Below are 17,371 nucleotides of genomic sequence, written 5' to 3'. Positions count from 1 at the left end.
TAGTCTAATACACTCTCTATTATATTATAATATATAAATAATCAAAAGATTTGATTTTATAATAAAATAAAGCTGGTAATAAAATAATCCCAGCTTTATTTTTAACTAAACATTTTTTTATTTATGCTTTTTCAGTTACCCTTTCTTTTTCTTCTAAACTTTTGTTCCACAATTTATCTGCTGTTATAGCCCAATCTTTAGCAGCTTTTTCAGTTTTGCCAATTAAATCTTCTACATCTTCTCTATCTATTGGTTGGGTCGAATAAGCTTCAGATTCATTTACCATATCTTTTATTTTTTCTGGATTGTCCAGTAAAGGACATGGTCTTAGGTGGTTATGATTAAAAGGCTGATGTTCTTTATATTGCATAAATAATGGAGATTGTAATGCTTCAAGTAAACTAACGTTTTTAATATTTACATTTGAGTAATGAATGAAAGCACAAGGTTCTACATCCCCATTGGCATTAATATGAAGATATCTTCTTCCTCCAGCAATACATCCTTGTACATATTCTCCATCATTCCAAAAGTCCATTAAAAATATAGGCTTTTTAGTCCTTAAATCTCTAACTTGATGATACATATATTCCCTTTGTTCAGGTGTTACCATTAAATCAGTTACTGCATCTTTCCCTATAGGCATATACGTAAAATACCAACCAAACATACATCCTTTATCAATTAAAAAGTCTACATATTCTTCTTTGGCTATAGAATCAGTATTGTATTTATGATAACAGGTTGAGAACCCGAAAGCTACACCTTCTTTCTTAAGTAAATCCATAGCTTCCATAACCTTGTTATAGGTACCTTTTCCCCTTCTCATATCCGTTTCTTCTTCAAAACCCTCTACACTAATAGCTAACCCAAAGTTTCCTAATTCTCCTAACTTTTTGGCAAATTCTTCATCTACCAGAGTAGCATTTGTAAAGGATAGGAAAACACAGTCTTTATGTTCCTCAGCTAATTTAACTAAGTCGTTTTTCCTTACTAAAGGTTCGCCGCCAGAATATATATACATGTATATCCCTAAGTCTTTTCCTTCTCTTATTACTCTATCCAATAAATCATAGCTTAAAGCATCTGTTTTATCATACTCTGCTGCCCAACAACCAGTACATTTTAAATTACAGGCGCTTGTAGGATCAATTAATATGGCCCATGGTACGTTACAGTTATGTTTCTCCATTAGTTTATATTGAATAGGTATACCCACCATCCCTGAATTTACCATAAAGTTAATCATAAATTTTTGCCTTGTTGCAGGAGAAAGTTCATCAAAATACCTTTCAATCAGTTGATACCAGTTATTATCTGCATCATCTACTATATTTCTAAAGGTTTGAAGCATTTGCTTATGGTTTTCCCTTGCAATAAGTTTCTCAGCCCAATCCATTAGTTTAGGTAGATTTTCCATAGGATTCCTTTCAATATATTTAAGCCCTTCATTCATAACTTTAGTACTAATAAGTTGTTTTATACTTGCCATTCTAAATCCCCCTTTTAATTAAGCTTTTAACCCATCGATTAACAGATTTAGTGATTCTACCTTAACTTTTGCATCTAAATTGTTAGATGTTCTTTGCAATGTAAATGTTTCAATAAATGTGTAAATAGTCTCTGCTAAGCTTTTACTATCAATTGGCTTAATTTCTTTTGCTATTATTGCCTCTTTTATTAATTCTTCTATAACCATTTTTAATTCTTTAGTATATTCTTTTAATTTTTCCAAAGTGTCATTATTTTCTCTTTTCAAAACAAGCCATACTTCTAGCAATAATATAAAAGTATTATTATGTTTTTGCTCATCTGTCAGTTGGTGGATTATTTCTTTTAATTTCTCAACAAATGTTAATTGGTTATTTACAACAATTACTTGTACTTGACTTTTAATCTCTTCTAATGTTAAACCCATGGTGTGATAAAATATTTCATCCTTATTATTAAAATATTGGTAAAGGGTAGTTCTACCCATCCCACATTTTTTTGAAATATGAGATAGATTAGTATTTCGATATCCTCGTTTCGCAAATACAATTCTTGCTTTTTCAATTATTTCTTGCTTTTTTGATTCATAATCTACTATTTTCGGCAAATTAATCTACCCTCCCTCCTCTATGCGAAATAATTGATTTAATTATATTTTATCATATCCGACACTAGTGTCAATAAAAATCAGTAAATCTTTCTTTATCATTAAAGGGGGTATTTATGATTATTCTATATAATAAATTTCCACATTTGATACAGCTTCTTTAACTAATCTTTCTACATCTATTGCTTCTTCAGATTTCTCTATATCAGCTAGTTTAGGTTTAGTTACAGGATGTTTTGGTAGAAATAAAGTACAACAATCATCATAAGGAAGAATGGAAGTATCATAAGTTTCAATATCTTTTGCTATATCTATTATTTCTACCTTATCTTGACCTATTAATGGTCTCAATATGGGCATGTCTACTACCGAATTTATAACAGATAGTCCCTTTATAGTCTGGCTTGCAACTTGACCTAAGCTCTCCCCTGTTATAAGGGCATCTATATTATTATCTAATGCAATTTTTTCTGCTATTCTCATCATGAATCTACGAGATAATATGGTCATTTCGTCTTCAGGGCATTTTGCATTTAACTCTTTCTGGATTTGTAAAATATTTACACTATATAATTTAATCCTTCCTGTATATATGCTTAATATTTTTGCTAGTTTTTTTACCTTTTCTTCTGCTCTTTCGCTGGTAAAAGGATAACTATGATAATGAATTCCACTCAATTCAACGCCTCGTTTGGCCATTAAAAATCCAGCTACAGGACTATCTATCCCTCCTGACAATAACAATAATCCTTTACCATTAGTACCTACAGGCAATCCCCCATATCCTTCTATTCTTTCAGTATAAATATATGCATTTTGCTTAATATCTATGAATACATAGGTATCTGGATTGTGTATATCGACTTTCACGCCTTCAATGTTGTTTAGTACAACTCCTCCCATTTTCTTAGAAACTTCTGGGGATTTAATTGGGAAGTTTTTATCTACTCTATTTGTTTTGATTTTAAAGGTTTTTACAGGGTCTTTCATTTGTTTTTCTTTCATTATCTCTATAATAGCTTTTTCTATCTCATTAATGTCCTTTTCTACCCTTATACAGGGACTAATATATACAAGTCCAAATACTTTCTTCAATTTATTTATCATCATAGGAAAATTGTCTTCTGGTGCTTCTATATAAATTTTACCTTGTTCCTTATAGATTTTTGAATAATGTAATCCTTTAATAGCTTTTCTCATTCTTGATATTAGTTTGTCTTCGAAATATTTTCTATTTTTCCCTTTTAGAGCTATTTCACCGATACTTATGCTCAGAACTTTGTCCATTTCTATCACCTCATAGTAATTTGTCTAATCTCTTCAACTGCTTTTTTTAATATTTCTATAGTATAGTCTATATCCTCTTTCGTGTTTTCGTGAGAAAAACAAAATCTTATAGCCCCTTCTATTAATCTATCTGAAAGCCCTAATGCTAATAATACATGGCTCTTTTCTGTACCTTTTGAAGAACAAGCAGAACTAGTAGATACATAAATACCCTTGTTTTCTAAATAGTGGAGCAAAACTTCTCCTCTTACATATTCAAAGGAAACATTTAATATATAAGGTGAAGATTTTTCATTCATTGGACTATTAATGTGAATATTGTCAATCTCTGCTTTCAGTTTCTTAATAAGGTATTGCTTAATTCCATTGACCCATTTTTGTTCCTTTTCAAAATTTTTCTCCATCAATTCTACAGCTTTTCCTAGCCCCATTATGCCTGGCACATTCTCTGTACCAGAACGCAATCCTCTTTCTTGATTACCACCAAATATTATAGGATTTAAATTTAAATCTTTATTAATATACAATCCACCTATCCCTTTTGGTCCATAAATTTTGTGCCCACTAAAAGAAAATGTGTCTATACCCCAATCCTCTAGGCTAATATGAACTTTACCGAAAGCTTGAACTCCATCCACATGTATTAATGCTATTGACTCTATATCCCTTAAAATGTTTTTTATTTCCCAAATAGGTTGAATACTTCCTATTTCATTATTTACTTGCATTATAGATAGAAGTATGGTATCTTCTCTTATGCTTTCTTTTAATTGATCTAATGAAATTAAGCCTTCACTATTTACATCTAAATAAGTTACATCATAACCTTTTTCCTCATAGTCTTTTAGTATATTCAACACTGATGGATGTTCAATTCTTGTTGTTATTATGTGTTTTCCTAATCTACTATATTTATTTATTATACTTTGAATAGCCATATTGTTGCTTTCAGTGCCTCCAGATGTAAAGTATATTTCATCCTTATCTACTTTTAAAAATCTAGCTATATTATACCTTATATCCTCTATTTTTTTTTCTACAGTAAATCCCATCCTATGAAGGGATGAAGGATTACCATATTCTTCCCTTAAAACATAAATCATCTCTTCTATAACTTCTTCTCTTGGTTTAGTTGTAGAGCAATTATCCAAGTATATGTCCATGTTCAAAGTATCACCTCATCTAGTTTAGTATCCTAAATCCTCATCTATCAAGTATATGTTAATGTTTGATCCTGAAGTATTTTTATGTATAATAACCTCTACATTACATATTCTATCTGGAGAATCGCAATCACTACATTTCCCTGTAAATTTACATGGTGTATTAACATCTAATCTTTGAGCGTTTTTAGGTGCTGCTATGTTTTTAATCCTTTTCTTTGCTTCTTCATAATCTTTGCATATTTTATTCCTTCCTGCAATTATATATACCCTTTCATGCCCATAAAACATAGATGAAACTCTGTTGCCAACTCCATCCATATTTACCAATTTCCCGTCTAAGGTTAGAGCATTGGTACTTGTTAAATATACTTTAGAAGTATGAGCTTTTTTTAATTCTCTTTTCCTATCTTCCCCTTTCCAATGCCAATATGTTTCATTTCCTCTCTTAACAAAATCTTCATAAATATCTAATTCGTATAAAGTAATAGAGCCTCCTAAAGCTACGGATTCATCAATATCAATTGCCTCCATCAGCGCTTCTTTTGCCTCCTGTACATTTTGAAAAGTCTTTACTTGAAATCCATTCCGTTTTAAACTTGATTCTGCTAATAAGATTTTATTATTCATTTTAACCCCCCTAATATTATCTTCTATTTCAATAATAATTATATAGCATTTATAAACTATATTAAAGATTAAGTTTGTTATATATAGTTTCTTTTGAAAACATAATAATTTTTTAAAAAGGTGTTGCAAACTTTGTCGTAATTTGCTATAATTTAAAAGTGGTTATCCCCCTGGTAACCTCAAATAAGATCTCTATTCCCAATACCCCTTTTGAACGGTTTATTTTACATCCGTTAAGGATGGGAGGCCCCGCAAGGGGCTTTTTTCTTTTTTGTACTTTATTTTATTTTTTATGATAAAATATAATTATCATAAATTGAGGAGGCGTTTATATGACCTGTCCTAATAAAGTTGCTATTATCTTCACTGGTGGCACCATATCTATGAAAATAGACCCTAGAATTCACGCTGCCATACCTGCTTTATCTTCAGAAGAAATAATGGCTATGGTTACAAATATAGAAAAATTTGCAGAAATTGAAATAATTAATTTTTCAAATCTTCCTAGTCCTCACATTACTCCTGAAATGATGATAAAACTATCAATACTAACAAAGAAAACCATTATGAGAGAAGATATTACTGGTGTTATTGTAACTCATGGTACTGATACTTTAGAAGAAACAGCCTATCTACTAGATTTGACAATTGATTCAAAGAAACCTATCGCTGTTGTAGGTGCTATGAGAAACAGCTCCGAACTTGGCTATGATGGTTCCAGTAACTTATCTGCTGCCATTTGTACAGTTATATCTAAAAACGCCAAAAATAAAGGTGTTTTAGTAGTTATGAATAATGAAGTAAACGCTGCCAGTGAAGTCACAAAGACCAATACTTTGTCCTTAGATACTTTTAAATCCCCAGAATTTGGTCCATTAGGTATAGTAGATAATGATGAAGTAATTTTTTATAGGGATATTTTATCCAAAAAGCATATTGAAACTGAAAAGATAGAGTCAAAAGTAGCATTGATAAAATGCGGTCCTGGAATGAATTCTGATATATTTGATTTCTACATTGAAAAAAATTACAAAGGTATTGTAATTGAATCTTTAGGAAGAGGAAATATACCGCCTACCATGGTTTCTGGTGTAAAAAAATCTATAATAAAAGGGATACCAGTGGTTATGGTATCTAGATGCCCCACAGGACGAGTGTTAGATACATATGGTTATGAAGGTGGCGGTAAGCATTTAAGAAACTTAGGTGTTATTTTTGGCAAGAATCTTCCGGGACAAAAAGCCAGAATAAAGTTAATGTTAATATTAAGCATAACTAATGATTTTAATATTATTAGAGACCTTTTTGAAAATTGATATAGATAGATGTTACTAGTAACATCTATCTATGTTTACTTCTTTCATATAAACCCCTTGTTCTATTATTTAAAAAGCTTTCTACGTAATCAACTTTTTTTGTCAATAACTCCACATCCTTATTAATTTCTAACATCTCCATAGCTGCTACTCTTTTTTCCAATCCTTCTATCAAGTTATATATTTTTTCTAACTCTGTTTTCATTTCATTGTTAAATTCTAAAATCTTGGAATGTTCTTGATGATAGTCTGGAATGCCTTTTTTTTTAATGGTATTTCTATAGTATTATCTAAAACCCCGATACCTATAAAACTGATATCTGAATCAATCTTTCCAAAAGAATAGTTTAATATAATTCCTTCATTGTTCAGTTTATTATACTTGTATCTTACAATATCCTTTCCTTTTGATTCTTTCCATAAATAAATTGGACTCCAAGTATTGCCAAAGTCATCACTATATCTACTCATTACATTTTCATATTCAATCCATACAATCCATAATCGGTCTTCATAGTATATTAGTGTAGGGTCTTGCGGGTTTTCTATATTAGATATTTTCTCTTCTACTTCCTTTCTCAACAGAACATTATCATAACTATATCTTTCATATTTTACTACCAGATTTCCTTCTTCATATTGGCAGTAGGTCAGGTGTATTTTGTCCTTACCAACAACAAAATCTAAATATAATTTGTTTCTTTCATCATCAGTTAATCTAATTTTTTCTTCCCATTTTTCTTTATTTAAATCGAATTTTTTTATATAGATTTGTTCATCTCCAATCTTGTTATAGTAGGATAAAATAATCTCATTATCAGCTCTAAATATTTTTAATGGGTTTAACAGTTCTCTAACTTTTATTTCATCTACTTTGTTAGTTATCCATTCTCCCCCAGTAAAATAATGATGATAAATTCGATATTTTTTTTCAATCTTTGATGTCAATATAAAATAAAAAATATGTGGTTTATCATTATCCAAAATTATGTTTAAATAATAAACTTCTGGTATTGGTTCTTCTGTCAATTTAACTACTTCCATGTCTTTGTTCTTTTTTAAAAGAATTAATATTAAATCAAAAGATTTATCTTGGCAAATAATATATATAGTATCATTTTCATCAATGGAACCATCGTATTCTAAAAATACTTCTTTTGCTATAACTTTTTCATACTGTTTTTGTGTTTCGTAATTGAAATTGTATCTTGTTATTTTCCCTTTTAATAGTCTAAATACGTCAATGTTCTCATGGGAATCTGATATTAATAATAATTTGTCATTAAAATAAGCCATATTATCACCACCTAAATATACTTCTTCTAAAATAATATTAATAACTGAAAATAAATATTCCTGTTTTAACATGTAACAAGAACTATAACAGAAGAATATAATATGAGTGAGACAAGGGACTCAAGACTATTGAAAGGGGGAAAAATAATGAGTTCGAACTTTAGACCTGAAACAATAAGTTTAGGTATAACCGATAGATGTTGTGAAGGCGTTACAGGATGCGAATGGGATGGTACACTAAGAAATGTAAAGACTGAACCAATATTTGCTCAAAAAGTATTTGATGCTACATTAGTTAATTTGCAAGCTCTAAGCACCATAAACAATGTAAGGTTTACACCAAATTTAGGCCCAAATGCAAGGATAATAAGAATTCTAGATATTAGGTGTAAAAGATTCTTTAATCCTGAAAATATTAATGACCCACGTAATTTAGTTGTAGATCCAGAAACAGTCCTTTCAGGAGGACAATTTGTAAAAGATGGAAAAGGAAAACCAGTTGAAGTAGTGGGTCCTGATGGATTCATGTCTGAAAAAATTATTTTTGCTGATACCAGTGAATGCGATGAAGAAGGTAAAGGTACCCCAGTTTTTGGAACGCAAAGAGTAAGAATAAGAGGCAATGTATTAGTAGAAATAGATGTGGTTGTTCAAACACCTAGTAATAGAAGAAGGAATGTTACTTTGACTGCTAATGTTCCTATTACACCAGTAGAGCTAACTAACTTCTTTGAACTATGTATACCTTCAGTATTCAACTCAGCTTTCTTCCCAAGATTTGCTGAATTCTGCAATATACTTTGCGAAACAAGATTGGCAACTAATAGCATCACAAGGGATATAGATATTAATCCAGAAACAGGAGAGGTAAGAATCGATTTAATAATAGCTATATGTATATCCTGTGAAAAGAAAATTATAGTACCAGTTCAACTTTGTGTTCTATCTACTGGATTCCCAGAATTATCACCAGAAATATCTCCAATCTGTACTACATTCCCAACCTTATTCCCTAGACAAATTGACGAAAATAATGATAACAACGACCCGCCACATCCTAGACCACGTCCACGTCTTTCATTAGAAGCTGAAGAAGATGATAAAGACATTTATTAATAAAGCAAATAGAACAGGTTCCCTAAGGTACCTGTTCTATTTATTACTCTCAAATATTTTATTATTTAAACTTCTATCTATTATCTTTGATGCAAAATAAGCGGTAATAGTTGCTACAATTAACCTAGTAATAAAAAGCATCCATAGATTTGCTCCTACTGTTACAAAGATTAAAGTATCTTCAAAGATTGCATGGCATGAAACCAAAAATATAATCAACACATATAAATCTTTTTTCCTTAATTCTTTTCCATCAGTACTTTCTATTATTACACCAGCTCCATATACTAATCCAAAGATTAGTCCTATCATCATTGGAAAAACCGTCTCGTTGGATATATCAAAAAACCTAGATATAGGCTTTAGTCTTTTGGATATGGTTTCCAGTACATTTGAATCCTTTAAAATTTCCATAATTATCATGAGAGGAATAATTATCTTTGCCATATTTAAAATAGAGTTTATACTCCCTATAGAACTTTCTTTTAAATATGCTATTAAGTCCATTTTTTTACCTCCTATAATATTAGATTGAAAGTAATTCCAGATAATAAAGCTAATATTATCCTTATAAGCACTGCTACACTAGGGCTTACTCCAACTTTTTTAGCTACTGCAGTTTCTAAAAATAAGCTATGGGAAAAGGACAACATAATTGCTAAAATCGTTGCTTGTTTTGGAGTTAATGATAAACTTGCCATAGCACCTAATCCAGCATATAGATTGATAAAGTTTCCTAAAACCAGAGGTAGAGAAGCTTCACCTGGAAGACCAATAATTTTCATTACTGGCTCAAAAAAATTTGAGATTTTATTTAATATAGGAGTAAAGCCTAAAAAGGTAACAAAAAAATAAACAGGCACAACGATTTTAGCCAATTTCCATACAGTTATAATCCCCTTCCTAAACCCATTAACAACACTATCCTTATACATAACGCTCTCCTCATTTAAATATTATAAGGATATTATAGCATAGAAAATACCTTAAGTATATAAACTTAAGGTTATGCTAGTTTAGAACCTCTATTATTAATAGAATTAGACCATTTTCCACATTTATCTCCATATCTAGCTAATACTATTCCTTCTTCTCTTATTTCTACCACCTCACATATGTTGGAACAACCATCACATTCAAATCCTTTTACTTCGTAATTCATTTTAGACAAAGAAGTCCCTTTAAAATTAGTCTTATCTTTCTTTTTTACCTCCTCCTTTGCAAGTATAGCTACGCCAATAGCTCCCATTACATCATAATTTTCTGGTACGTATATTTCTTTTTCTAGTGCTTCTTTAAAAGCTTCTTTTATTCCTGCATTTGCTGCCACACCTCCTTGGAATAAGATAGGAGATAATATTTCTTTTCCTTTCCCTACATTATTCAAATAATTTCTAACCAAAGCATCGCATAATCCTCTTGCAATATCTGGTTGATTATGACCAAGTTGTTGCTTGTGTATCATGTCAGACTCAGCAAATACAGCACATCTTCCTGCAATTCTTACGGAATTTTTTGATTGTAATGCTAGATGTCCAAAATCACTAATATCTACTCCTAATCTTATAGCTTGCCTATCTAGAAAGGATCCAGTACCTGCAGCACATACGGTATTCATTGCAAAATCTACAACAATTTTATCCCTAATAAGAATTATTTTAGAGTCCTGTCCTCCAATTTCTATTATAGTCCTTACATCGGGGATAAAGTTTAATCCTGCTACTGCATGGGCTGTAATTTCATTTTTTACTATATCTGCTCCTACTATTATATTTGCCAAATATCTTCCACTACCAGTTACACCAACTCCTAGAATCTCAATCTTACTAAACTCCCTTTCTATTTCTCCAATACCTTCTTTTAAAATCTCGATAGGCTTCCCTTGGGTTCTCAAATATCTTTTATAATGTACGTCATTATTTTCATCCATTAATACTATATTGGTACTAACGCTACCTACATCAATGCCCATGTAATACTTATCCATATTTTACCTCCTCTTTTCTTCTTTTGAGTAAATCCACAAAGGCTTCAAGCCTTGTTAGATAGCCAGCTTCACCCGTCATTTCATCCAATATTAATGTCATAATAGGGAAGTTCAAATCTTTACTCACAGTATTTAATATACTTTTAGCAACAATTTCAGGCATGCAATTTAAAGGTAAAAGTTGGATTACTCCATCAAAACCTATGTTTCTAAAATATATAGCTGAACCTACAGTTTCCCTTCCATGACCGCCTACCAAAGTTTTTAAATATGGTTTAGCCAATTGATGTTTCTTCCTTTCGCTCTTTGAACCAAAAGGAAAACTTTTAACATGGTGTTCTAACCAAATAGTTGGAGTCAAAGACTTTTCAACTAAAACACCCATATGACCAAGTTTTCTTTCTACTTCTAAGTTTACAAAGGGTTCTATAACCGTGTATATCTCCCCTATTAATCCTATTCTAATAGGGACATGCTCTGGATTTGTTTTTACTCCATTTAGTCTTTCTATGGTTTTATCCATAAGTGCCATCATTGCTCTTTCTCCATATGTTTCTTCTACTTTTCCATAATAGTCATCAATAATCAAATCTACCATATAGCTATCAACTGCATAAGCTCTTTTTTGGTTAGACAAATGAATAATATAGTCCGCCTTTTTAATAAGCTCCCAACCTAACTTACCTGCAGCAAATATATCTTTTACATTGGTTACTTTGAACGTTTTGTAAATATTGTCCCGTAAAGGTTTCCACCCTTCCCCAATTGGATCAAACACTATAAAATCTATATCATATCCTAGATCCCTTAATATATTTTCCTCTAATATAGAATAATATCCAAATCTACAAGGTCCACAACTGCCAGTTAAAAGAATAGTATCTGCTCCCTTTTCTATACTCTCTAAAAAGTTTCCAATCATAATTTTTAGGGGTAAACAAATAGTTTCTTGGGAATACTTGGTTCCTGTTTCTAAAGTTTTTCTACTACATCTTGGTGGTGGAATTACCTCTTGGCCTAACTCTTCAAAAAAAGCCTTTCCTGCAATATATACATTACCCATGTGTGGAAAAGTAATCTTCATTATTATCCCTCCACTCTAACATATCTAGAAAAGCTTCAATCCTCGTATTGATACCGGCTTCGCCTGTTTGTTCATCGATTGTTAGTAAAGTAAAGGGTATCTTATACTCTTTAGCTTTTCTTTCTACTAAATCCATCAATACAGAATCTAACCCGCAACCAAAAGCAGAAATATAAATAATACCATCAATTATTTTTCTTTCAATTAATGAAAAAGCAGCTCCAACTATTTTTTGACCATGAGTCCAAAACATCCTCTTAGACAACTTTGAAGCATAGTATCTTGTTGATATTTCTTCAATCATTTCTGCTGTAATAACTTTTATTTTTCTTTTTTTTAACTTTGAAGCTATATTCATGTTAATATATTCATCGTAAATGTTGTAAGAATGTCCTAATAATAGTATCTGTCTTTTGTAGATTTCTTTACTCCCTTTAATATTAAATGATAAATCATCATATAACCCAACAGCATTAATTGGTATGACCCCACGAGACATTAATTTAGTATATTTGGAAAATTGGTTATAAGCTTCATTATATGCTCTGTGTATTTTTTTTGAACTTTTTATAAAATATTTGCCTGTATATAGAATTGACTTCTTTAAGTTATTATTGGATTTTCTCAAATTTATTTCCGTATCAATTATATGAGGCAATCCTTCCACACTATGTTTCACCATATCTGGTAATCCTAAATGTTTTGGACAACAATACTCCCTCATATAAATACTAATAAATTTTGGAATAAATATATAATCTACTTTGTCTTTTAAATATTCTACATGACCATGAAATACTTTTACTGGCAAACACGCTTCATCTACACAAGCATGAACTCCCTTATTCAATATATCCTTATTAGTTTTCGGAGAGGTTACTACTTCTACATCTAGATTATTAAAAAATTCTTTCCATAATAGATAATAATCATAATATAGCATTCCTCTCGGTATACCAACTTTATTTTTCATATCATCCCTCCAGTTCACATTAATCTATTATTACCAAAAGGATGTTAAAATATAATAGACATAAAAAAAGAAAGGCTGTTATTGCCCTTCTATGTATTCATCCAATAAATAATTAACTGCATCTAAGGTAAAAAGCACTTCTTCGATACTAATAGCTCTATCATCTAGAGAGTACTCTATATAGGTAAAAAACTCTCTTATGTTCTTAAAAGGTAATTGAAGTATAGATAATAACCTTCTCATCCTAATTTTCCTTTCTAAGTTAGACATTGTAGATATACTTCTATTTATATATTGAATTAAATTATCTATTAATTGTATCAAATAATCTTTCTCTACTATTTCATATTTGTCAGGATACAATAAATCCAACCTAGTAAACTTCATATCATTATAATAAGTTAAAACTTTTCCAGTAAATAATATCTCTTTATTAAGATTTTCATCATTAAAACCTTGTCTAGTTGATGCTTCTTGGCTTGTAATTTCTAATTTTTTTATACCATTTAATAATCCCTTTTCCAGTGTTGTCAACTGGCTATCACATGTTTTTATTAAGGAATCCAGTAATTTTTCATCTCTATTTTGATAATATTCATCCCATTTTTTAAAATTATCTCTTATTTTAAGGTTGATGGGAATTTCTTTTTTAGTCATATATATAACCATTAATCTGTTAAGAATCACTCCTAAATCTCTTATAAAAATACTCCACTTATTGATTTCTTCCATTAATTGAACAATATCTTTAGTAATATTCTCTATTTCATCTAAGGACTTAGATTTTATATTTATATTTTTATACTTTTGTATATTAGTAAAATAATTATCAAATACAATACCATAGTCTCCAATATATCTACTATCGAATATAGTTTTATATTCCTCTATTTGGGTTTTTACCACATATAATGGATAGTTGCTAAAATTTCTAATTAAAGTAGATTTAATTAAGTCAAAATATTTATATTTACTCATTCTAAAGGGTATTATGCTCAATATATTGGAAACTATAGACATAAAAATAATATCATTAGATTCTGCACTATCTAATGCTCTTCTAGTCCTATTAATTAAGGTGTTAATTTTAATTTTATCTAGATTAACATCCTTATAATCTACTTTAGATATTGTCTTCATTATATGGTAATCTATTAATTCTTTTATATAGGAAATCTCAACTTCATAAGCATTTAGCGCCATTGCTAAATCATATAATTTCTCTCTAGTATCCAATAATGTATTTATTCTCTCTTCTATTTCTTTTTCTACCATATCTTCATGGAAATTCATAAAGGAATTTATAATTACATTATAACTATTAAGTATAATCTTTTTTTCATCTATATTATTTCTATCATCAAAATAATTTTTGACCTCTACTAATTCAATAAGTTTTCCAATTCTACTAGAGAGGTAATAATATGACATGTTTCTTATATAATAAAGTTGAGCATCGTTTAATTCTATTATTATAGACTTCAATTCTTCATCTGTTAATTTTGATATATCTAAATCATCATCAAGTTTGCTCCATTGATTCATTTTTATACTCCTTTCAATAGATTCTAGAATATTAATATGATAAGATCAACATATAGTTTTAAATATAGGATTATTATATCATATTATAGAAAAAGGGAGAATTACATATGGAAATATATAAACATTTGTTGAAATCTAAGAAAGTTGTTGATAATTATTTTAGAGAAAAAAAATTGTGTTTTTTAGATATAGAAACTACAGGCTTAAGTAGAAAGTATAATCATATTTATCTAATAGGATTAATCTATTTTGATGAAAGAAAAGATAATTGGTATTTGACACAATTCTTTGCAAATCATACTGATGAGGAAGAAGATTTATTGAATAAATTTAATTCCTTTATTGAAAAGTTTAATCTAATTATTACCTATAATGGTGATAGTTTTGATATTTATAGAAAGGTTAGAGTTGAAAGCCCATATATTGATATAAAAAATTTAAAACTAAAAACCATTGAAGAAAGTTTAGGAATCTTTAGGGAAGATGAATATTCTGGAAAAGACTGTATCAACTTTTATTACCAATACATGAGTAGAGGAGACTTTCTATTAAAAGAAAAAATTTTAAAACATAATTATGATGATCTTTACTATTTAGTAGATATTCTTGATTTTTTTAAACTTATTGATGATATGAAAACCGTATCAGTTAATTTTAATAATCATAAAATGGTAATTAAGATTAAAAATATTATTATTAGTGGAGATGTTTTTAATATTTCATGCAATACATCATTTATAGACGAAAATATAAATATTGCTTATTACCAAGAAGGATTTAATATCATTTGGCAATCTACTTCCATGACTATTGATTTAGAAGTGCAAGAAGGACTTGTAACCCCTACTAAAAAAGCTATATTTCTCAATAAAAAAATTTTCCCTTATAAATTTCAATTAAAAGACCTTTCTCAATATATGGTACCAGATAATATTATTCTTTTAAAAGTAGAAGATAAATATGTAATGGATAATATTAAAAATATAATAAAGAAACTAGTTTATTATGTAAAACAACAATAAAAAACAACAGACCTTTCCTACAAAGTCTGTTGTTTTTTTATTTATATTTTTGGTGGGCCTTCAGGGACTCGAACCCCGGACCTACCGGTTATGAGCCGGGCGCTCTAACCGACTGAGCTAAAGGCCCCAAGTGGTGGGCCTGGGTGGACTCGAACCACCGACCTCACGCTTATCAGGCGTGCGCTCTAACCACCTGAGCTACAAGCCCATGCCGCTTATGCGGTATTTTTAACTTTATTTACACTTCACAATTTTCAACCCAAAGGGTTGAAACTGGTGGGCGCAATAGGGCTCGAACCTATGACCCCCTGCTTGTAAGGCAGGTGCTCTCCCAGCTGAGCTATGCGCCCCTATCTCGAATGGCAGGGGTGGCAGGACTCGAACCCACGACATTCGGTTTTGGAGACCGACGTTCTACCGCTGAACTACACCCCTTTGTTATTATCCCTCACCTTGAATGTTATTACATGGTGCCCAGAGGCGGAATCGAACCACCGACACGAGGATTTTCAGTCCTCTGCTCTACCTACTGAGCTATCTGGGCGTGGTGGGCCTTCAGGGACTCGAACCCCGGACCTACCGGTTATGAGCCGGGCGCTCTAACCGACTGAGCTAAAGGCCCCAATATTGGCGGAGAAGGAGGGATTTGAACCCTCGCGCCCCATTGAAGGACCTACTCCCTTAGCAGGGGAGCCTCTTCAGCCACTTGAGTACTTCTCCATGTAAACTAATGGCGGAGAGGGTGGGATTCGAACCCACGTGGGCCGTAAGACCCTAACGGTTTTCAAGACCGCCCCGTTATGACCTCTTCGGTACCTCTCCAATATTGTTCTATCTAGATTACAATATATTTTATTAAGTTCATAATTATAATGGTGACCCATCGGCGACTCGAACGCCGGACACCCTGATTAAAAGTCAGGTGCTCTACCGCCTGAGCTAATGGGTCATGATAGTTTAATTAACTACAGTAAAAGTTTTGTTTTTCCATTGACCTTTGTGGAACGGACTAAGCGATTCACACCAAATTGAAAAACACAATTTGGGTTCTCTGCTTATACCGCCTGAGCTAATGGGTCATGATTAATGGCTGGGGCGACAGGACTCGAACCTGTGGAATGCTAGAGTCAAAGTCTAGTGCCTTACCGACTTGGCTACGCCCCAACATTATGGTGCACCTAGGAGGATTCGAACCCCCGGCACACGGATTAGAAGTCCGTTGCTCTATCCTACTGAGCTATAGGTGCAATTTTATCTCCTATTGTGGACACCCCTGTATTTATTAGAACCTATTATTTATAATGTCTTTTCTAATGGAGCGGGTGAAGGGGATCGAACCCTCGCAACCAGCTTGGAAGGCTGGGGCTCTACCACTGAGCTACACCCGCATGTAATAGTAAATGCCATTTGTCTTTCAAATTTCGTTAGCACTCAGTTTTGCCTGACTAAGCGATTCGCACCAAATCGAAAAGCCTGATTTGGGCTCTCTGCTTATACCACTGAGCTACACCCGCATGTAATTGTAAATGCCATTTGTCTTTCAAGTATTGAATTTTTTATTAAATGTTTCACAGTAATCTATTATAAACTCTTTTGCTAATAAAGTCAATAGGAGACAAGCTTTTAAAATTATCCTTTTTAAGTAATATTAGCAAATTAAATTTATATGGTGGAGGAGACTGGATTCGAACCAGTGAAGGCTTAGCCAACGGATTTACAGTCCGTCCCCTTTAGCCAACTCGGGAACTCCTCCATTCATTTAATGGAGCTGGTGAGAGGACTTGAACCCCCAACCTACTGATTACAAGTCAGTTGCTCTGCCAATTGAGCTACACCAGCATAAATATTAAATTA

16 protein-coding genes and 14 tRNA genes are annotated in these 17,371 nt (G+C 31.4%); 3 read left to right on the top strand and 27 right to left on the bottom strand.

Annotated features, from left to right (window positions below; all coding sequences use genetic code 11):
• Window positions 1-121 precede the first annotated feature (121 nt).
• The 5 genes from C3E90_RS07490 to C3E90_RS07470 form a co-directional block, all read right to left on the bottom strand.
• Complete coding sequence (locus C3E90_RS07490) at window positions 122-1,492, bottom strand: radical SAM protein (RefSeq protein WP_236915025.1); 1,371 nt, start codon at window positions 1,490-1,492, stop codon at window positions 122-124.
• An 18-nt stretch (window positions 1,493-1,510) separates the two neighbouring features.
• The gene (locus C3E90_RS07485) at window positions 1,511-2,098 is read right to left on the bottom strand and encodes a TetR/AcrR family transcriptional regulator (protein WP_236915024.1); all 588 of its coding nucleotides are present in this window, start codon (window positions 2,096-2,098) and stop codon (window positions 1,511-1,513) included.
• A 120-nt stretch (window positions 2,099-2,218) separates the two neighbouring features.
• A complete protein-coding gene (thiI, locus tag C3E90_RS07480; RefSeq protein WP_236915023.1) occupies window positions 2,219-3,385 on the bottom strand; it encodes a tRNA uracil 4-sulfurtransferase ThiI in 1,167 nt (388 codons plus the stop codon).
• A gap of 5 nt (window positions 3,386-3,390) precedes the next feature.
• Window positions 3,391-4,548: a cysteine desulfurase family protein gene (locus tag C3E90_RS07475; RefSeq protein WP_236915080.1), complete on the bottom strand. Its 1,158-nt coding sequence runs from the start codon at window positions 4,546-4,548 to the stop codon at window positions 3,391-3,393.
• Window positions 4,549-4,572: 24 nt separating this feature from the next.
• Entirely contained in the window at window positions 4,573-5,178 is a 606-nt protein-coding gene (locus tag C3E90_RS07470; RefSeq protein WP_236915022.1) for a lactate utilization protein, read from the bottom strand.
• 332 nt (window positions 5,179-5,510) lie between these two features.
• Here C3E90_RS07470 and C3E90_RS07465 point away from each other — a divergent pair, with 332 nt between their 5' ends.
• Window positions 5,511-6,494 (top strand): asparaginase, encoded by a 984-nt coding sequence (locus tag C3E90_RS07465; protein WP_236915021.1) that lies wholly within the window; start codon window positions 5,511-5,513, stop codon window positions 6,492-6,494.
• 25 nt (window positions 6,495-6,519) lie between these two features.
• Here the strand turns inward: C3E90_RS07465 and C3E90_RS07460 are convergent, their stop codons facing one another.
• Both C3E90_RS07460 and C3E90_RS07455 read right to left on the bottom strand, forming a co-directional pair.
• Window positions 6,520-6,699, bottom strand: coding sequence for a hypothetical protein (locus C3E90_RS07460; RefSeq protein WP_236915020.1), 180 nt, complete (start codon window positions 6,697-6,699; stop codon window positions 6,520-6,522).
• A 14-nt stretch (window positions 6,700-6,713) separates the two neighbouring features.
• On the bottom strand, window positions 6,714-7,790 hold the full coding sequence (locus C3E90_RS07455; RefSeq protein WP_236915019.1) for a hypothetical protein: 1,077 nt from the start codon (window positions 7,788-7,790) through the stop codon (window positions 6,714-6,716).
• Window positions 7,791-7,937: 147 nt separating this feature from the next.
• Here C3E90_RS07455 and C3E90_RS07450 point away from each other — a divergent pair, with 147 nt between their 5' ends.
• Window positions 7,938-8,906, top strand: coding sequence for a hypothetical protein (locus C3E90_RS07450; protein ID WP_236915018.1), 969 nt, complete (start codon window positions 7,938-7,940; stop codon window positions 8,904-8,906).
• A 36-nt stretch (window positions 8,907-8,942) separates the two neighbouring features.
• Here C3E90_RS07450 and C3E90_RS07445 read toward each other — a convergent pair whose 3' ends face one another.
• The 6 genes from C3E90_RS07445 to C3E90_RS07420 form a co-directional block, all read right to left on the bottom strand.
• The gene (locus tag C3E90_RS07445; protein WP_236915017.1) at window positions 8,943-9,413 is read right to left on the bottom strand and encodes a nucleoside recognition domain-containing protein; all 471 of its coding nucleotides are present in this window, start codon (window positions 9,411-9,413) and stop codon (window positions 8,943-8,945) included.
• 11 nt (window positions 9,414-9,424) lie between these two features.
• Window positions 9,425-9,841 (bottom strand): nucleoside recognition domain-containing protein, encoded by a 417-nt coding sequence (locus tag C3E90_RS07440; protein WP_236915016.1) that lies wholly within the window; start codon window positions 9,839-9,841, stop codon window positions 9,425-9,427.
• Window positions 9,842-9,912: 71 nt separating this feature from the next.
• A complete protein-coding gene (locus tag C3E90_RS07435) occupies window positions 9,913-10,893 on the bottom strand; it encodes an acyl-CoA dehydratase activase (RefSeq protein WP_236915015.1) in 981 nt (326 codons plus the stop codon).
• Complete coding sequence (locus C3E90_RS07430) at window positions 10,886-11,977, bottom strand: acyl-CoA dehydratase activase-related protein (protein WP_236915014.1); 1,092 nt, start codon at window positions 11,975-11,977, stop codon at window positions 10,886-10,888. Before C3E90_RS07430 ends, C3E90_RS07435 begins: the two co-directional genes overlap by 8 nt.
• Complete coding sequence (locus C3E90_RS07425) at window positions 11,949-12,950, bottom strand: acyl-CoA dehydratase activase-related protein (RefSeq protein ID WP_236915013.1); 1,002 nt, start codon at window positions 12,948-12,950, stop codon at window positions 11,949-11,951. Before C3E90_RS07425 ends, C3E90_RS07430 begins: the two co-directional genes overlap by 29 nt.
• Before the next feature lie 78 nt (window positions 12,951-13,028).
• A complete protein-coding gene (locus C3E90_RS07420; RefSeq protein ID WP_236915012.1) occupies window positions 13,029-14,495 on the bottom strand; it encodes a hypothetical protein in 1,467 nt (488 codons plus the stop codon).
• 107 nt (window positions 14,496-14,602) lie between these two features.
• Between C3E90_RS07420 and C3E90_RS07415 the strand changes: the two genes are divergently transcribed.
• Complete coding sequence (locus tag C3E90_RS07415; protein ID WP_236915011.1) at window positions 14,603-15,517, top strand: ribonuclease H-like domain-containing protein; 915 nt, start codon at window positions 14,603-14,605, stop codon at window positions 15,515-15,517.
• A 50-nt stretch (window positions 15,518-15,567) separates the two neighbouring features.
• Here the strand turns inward: C3E90_RS07415 and C3E90_RS07410 are convergent.
• The 14 genes from C3E90_RS07410 to C3E90_RS07345 all read right to left on the bottom strand — a co-directional run bounded on the left by C3E90_RS07410 (window position 15,568) and on the right by C3E90_RS07345 (window position 17,356).
• Window positions 15,568-15,644: transfer RNA gene (locus C3E90_RS07410), tRNA-Ile, on the bottom strand.
• A gap of 4 nt (window positions 15,645-15,648) precedes the next feature.
• Window positions 15,649-15,725, bottom strand: a tRNA-Ile gene (locus C3E90_RS07405).
• 66 nt (window positions 15,726-15,791) lie between these two features.
• Window positions 15,792-15,867, bottom strand: a tRNA-Val gene (locus C3E90_RS07400).
• 10 nt (window positions 15,868-15,877) lie between these two features.
• Window positions 15,878-15,952: transfer RNA gene (locus C3E90_RS07395), tRNA-Trp, on the bottom strand.
• A gap of 33 nt (window positions 15,953-15,985) precedes the next feature.
• Window positions 15,986-16,061: transfer RNA gene (locus C3E90_RS07390), tRNA-Phe, on the bottom strand.
• A gap of 1 nt (window position 16,062) precedes the next feature.
• Window positions 16,063-16,139: transfer RNA gene (locus C3E90_RS07385), tRNA-Ile, on the bottom strand.
• 6 nt (window positions 16,140-16,145) lie between these two features.
• Window positions 16,146-16,237: transfer RNA gene (locus tag C3E90_RS07380), tRNA-Ser, on the bottom strand.
• Window positions 16,238-16,248: 11 nt separating this feature from the next.
• Window positions 16,249-16,339, bottom strand: a tRNA-Ser gene (locus tag C3E90_RS07375).
• Between the two features lie 51 nt (window positions 16,340-16,390).
• A tRNA-Lys gene (locus tag C3E90_RS07370) sits at window positions 16,391-16,466 on the bottom strand.
• A gap of 138 nt (window positions 16,467-16,604) precedes the next feature.
• A tRNA-Gln gene (locus C3E90_RS07365) sits at window positions 16,605-16,681 on the bottom strand.
• Between the two features lie 6 nt (window positions 16,682-16,687).
• A tRNA-Arg gene (locus C3E90_RS07360) sits at window positions 16,688-16,764 on the bottom strand.
• Between the two features lie 67 nt (window positions 16,765-16,831).
• A tRNA-Gly gene (locus C3E90_RS07355) sits at window positions 16,832-16,905 on the bottom strand.
• Between the two features lie 279 nt (window positions 16,906-17,184).
• Window positions 17,185-17,270: transfer RNA gene (locus C3E90_RS07350), tRNA-Tyr, on the bottom strand.
• Window positions 17,271-17,280: 10 nt separating this feature from the next.
• Window positions 17,281-17,356, bottom strand: a tRNA-Thr gene (locus C3E90_RS07345).
• Between the last annotated feature and the right edge of the window lie 15 nt (window positions 17,357-17,371).

Source organism: Clostridium sp. Cult2, from assembly GCF_021655075.1.
GTDB lineage: Bacteria > Bacillota > Clostridia > Tissierellales > Tepidimicrobiaceae > Schnuerera.
This window is presented reverse-complemented; position numbering and strand designations above follow the sequence as displayed.